The 3617-nt window shown below is 63.2% G+C and carries 2 protein-coding genes; one reads left to right on the forward strand and one right to left on the reverse strand.

What is annotated here, in order from left to right; translation table 11 throughout:
- The first annotated feature begins 29 nt into the window (after positions 1–29).
- The gene (locus V7D81_RS23370) at positions 30–170 is read left to right on the forward strand and encodes a hypothetical protein (protein ID WP_349257727.1); all 141 of its coding nucleotides are present in this window, start codon (positions 30–32) and stop codon (positions 168–170) included.
- Positions 171–200: 30 nt separating this feature from the next.
- Here the strand turns inward: V7D81_RS23370 and V7D81_RS22975 are convergent, their stop codons facing one another.
- The gene (locus V7D81_RS22975) at positions 201–3443 is read right to left on the reverse strand and encodes a TonB-dependent receptor domain-containing protein (RefSeq protein WP_324320716.1); all 3243 of its coding nucleotides are present in this window, start codon (positions 3441–3443) and stop codon (positions 201–203) included.
- Between the last annotated feature and the right edge of the window lie 174 nt (positions 3444–3617).

Consider the following 3617-nt stretch of genomic DNA (forward strand, 5'->3'; position numbering starts at 1 on the left):
GCGCAAGCCGCTGGTTCCTTCTCAAGCGGCTGCTGGTGGGCAGCGTCGCCGACCGATTGCTTCGCGAAGCCTCCTGCGACGTGCTGGTCATACCGAATCGGCCGGCGGCGTTGCGGATGGGGGTGGCAGCGACCGTGTCGGAGCGGGTCAGCGCCGCTTCGCCGCCCTGAAATGTCGGGGCGGCGATTGCGGATCCGTCATCAGCGGGATACGGGTGACGCCGACGGCTTGTAGTTGACCGCAAGGAAATACGCGGGTCCGAACGCGTTCACGGGCAGGAAATCATTCCGGAACCGCTGCGGCTGCGCGTTGGTGATGTTGTTCGCGCCGACGCGGACGTTCAGGCCGGGGCTCACCTGGTAGCCGAGCGACAGGCTATGAATCCAGGCAGCGGCCAGCTGCAGGTCCGGCCCGCCGAATTCGGTGGTGATGAACGGCAAGTCCTGGTCCGTGGCGACTGTCTGCTCGCCGTAGTACAGCGTGTTCCAGCTTGCATCGAAATTGCCGAAGCGCCAGATCAGATCCGTGGTGCCCGTCCACTTGGGCGTCTGATACTCGCCCAGGCGGCTGGTGCCTTCGCCGAGTTGGCCGGCAACGAAGTAGGTGTCGTAACTCAGAACGCGCGTTGCGTTCAGTCCGAATCCGATCTGACTGCGCTTCCCTGAGCCGCGGCGTCCGAGATCGGCGGTGTACTGGAGCGTGAAATCCAGGCCCGAGGTCTCTATCAAGCCATAGTTCAGCGCCTTGCTGGTCCCGCTGTTTACGGTCAGATAACCCGGCGATGCGGGGTCGCGGTTACGCGTGAATTGATCGCAGAACACGTTGTCCGGATAGGACGTGGAGTCATAGCAGGCCGCAATCGAGGTCGATGAATCCGCAAACTGGATCGCGTCCTCGATCCTGATGTCGTAGTAGTCCACGGTGCCGACCAGGTAAGGAAGCGTTCCCGGTTGAATCACCAGCCCCGCGGTCCATGTGCGGGCGGATTCCGCGTCGAGATCCGGATTGCCGCCGCTGATGGCGTTGAAGGTTCCGGCGGCCGCATCGGGAAAGCCCGCAGGAATTCCATCCGCTGCGCAGTTGGCGGCGCGTGTCGCGGGAGAAGGTCCAAGATCGATCTGCGTGATCGTGCAGGGATCGTAGCCCGCTCCGACGTTCAGGCTCTGTTCGACCGGCTGAAAGAGGTCGTAAACCGTAGGCGCGCGGAACGTGCGCGCCAGGCTGCCGCGAAAGCGCACGCCCGGCGTCGGCGCCCAGGCGATTCCGCCGCTCCAGGTGAACAGTCCACCCACACTCGAATAGTCGGCATAGCGGGCGGAGCCGGACAGCGTCAGGTCGTGGGCCAGGGTGTTGCCGCGGATCAGCGGGACGTCCAGCGCCAGCGCAACTTCGTCGACGTCGAACGATCCTGCGACGGGCGTGAAGCTCCAGCCGAAGATCAGGCCATTAACGAGGTCATCCGCGGCACTCGCACGGCTCGACTCCCGCCGGTGTTCTGCGCTCGCGCGAAAGCCGATGGAGCCGGCGGGGAGCTTGAAGCGCTCACCCAGATCGCCCGAGACGCCCGCAGAGAACACCGTCTGTTCGAGTTCCACTTCATACCAGCCGTCCGGGTTGCTGATGAACGCGCGCGCGTCGGGTGAAATGTCGGGCGAGAGAACGCCGCCGGTGGCGAAGACATTGAGCGGACGGCATTGCCCGTCGCCCGGTTCGAAGGTTCGGAAGTCTGCAAGCGTCTCGCCGTAAAACGTGGCGGGCAGCGCGGTCGGATCGACAGAAGAACGGCACACCGGCGCTCCGGTGACGGGGTCGGCAACGACATCGATCGCAGAGAAGAAGCGATCGAAGTAGATCAGCAGGCGAGGATTCCGCTGGAGCGTGCGCCCGTACTGGGCAGCTGCCTCGTAATGCAGATTCGGGGTGGGGTCGCCTTCCACGCCGGTGACGAGCTGCAGGGTCTTCGATGTCTGCCTGTCGCGACCCGCATTGGTGATGATTTCACGAGTGGTATTCAGTCGGGTATGGCCCAGGTCGACGTCGGGGTTGGCCGCCTGAAAGTTCGTCAGCAATGTTCGCGTCGTCGCGGGGATGAAAGGGTTGTCCAGCTGTATCGGAGTGAAGTACGTGTACACGTCGAAGCCGCCCACGGGCTTGTTGGCCGATGTGGAGTCGACGAACTTCGATTCGAGAAACAACCGCGCATCATCGGTGAGATCGAAGCCGGCATTGAGCGATACGGAAGCGCGTTCATACTGAGGATCGAGGATGACAAGCTCGTCGGAGGGGAAGACGACTCCTTCGCCGTCGACGCTTTCGTAACCCAAACCATAAAGCGTTGAAGCGCTCCGGAATGCACGGATATCACCCGTCTGCTCATCCACGGTCCAGCAGTGGAGTCGCGAGCCGTTGAATCCCGGGACGGTCTCGCAATCGTCGCGACCATCTCCGTTGAGATCGCCGCCGATCGGGTCGGAGAGTCCGTCGCCGTCGATGTCGATGCCGAACCCGCCGTTGATGCCGGCAAACGCGTTGGCAACGTTCGACGCGAACGCATTGATGCGCGGATCGGCGGCTTCGGCCTGTCTCGCGGCGGGCAGCAGCGAGGTGATCCCGGGGTCGAGGCCCGGAATGAAATCGCCTGGCCGCGCTCCGGCATCGAAAAGGGCAGGGGTCAGATCCGAGTTCTGGATGTAGAGCTTCGGGTTCTCGACCAGCCGATAGGTATTGCGGAAGCGCACGCCGGAGTTGACGGCATTGATTTCCGCTCGCTTCACCCAGTCCACTCCGATGGTCACATTGCCGCGCTTGTCGGGACCGAAGCCCATGCCGCCCAACAACGACGCCGCGGATTCCCGGCCCAGGCCGCCGCCATACTGGCGCAGCTGTGCCGAACCCTCGAGACCTTCATATTGTTTCTTCAGTACGAAATTGAGCACGCCGGCGGCGGCATCGCCGCCATATTCGCCGGTGGCGGACCCGGTGAGCACATCGACTCTCTCGATGAGCGCTTCCGGAATCGTATTGATGTCGACAGCCGAAGACGTGGCCGTCCCCGCCACGTGCCTGCGGCCATTGACGAGCACCAGGGTTCGATCCGTTCCCAGGTCGCGCAGGTTGACCAGCGCCGATGGAAACGGCAGTCCGTTGGGCATGAGGTCATTGTTTACGCTCGTCGCGCGCTGGGTCGAGTTCAACGCGGCCGGCAACCGCAGCACCAGTTCCTGTGCCGACTGTGCGCCGATGGCTGCGGCCACCTCTTCGCCGATGCTGGTGACGGGGCTCGGTTTTTCCAGCAATGCCTGCTCTTCCGTGGAGCGCGAGCCGTAGACGAGAACTTCGTGGAGCTGATCTTCGTTGCGCTTGGCCGACTCCGCGGCTTGCAGGCTGGTCGAGAGTGCGACTGACGACAATGCGGCCAGGCGCAGTAGATGAATGTGGTTCATGGGTCGAGGGGACTTTCTTCTCGTCTGTTATCGCCTGTGCGGGAATGACTGAGCAGATCGGGCGATCCGCATCTCGCGCACCACTCGCTCGGCGATGAAAGCTCTTGCGGCGCGTCGGCCGCGCAATATAATGCGAATCGTTCGTATTTGCAGTCTGTTGTCGATGCCGGCCCG

Source organism: Povalibacter sp., from assembly GCF_036735925.1.
Taxonomy (GTDB): domain Bacteria; phylum Pseudomonadota; class Gammaproteobacteria; order Steroidobacterales; family Steroidobacteraceae; genus Steroidobacter.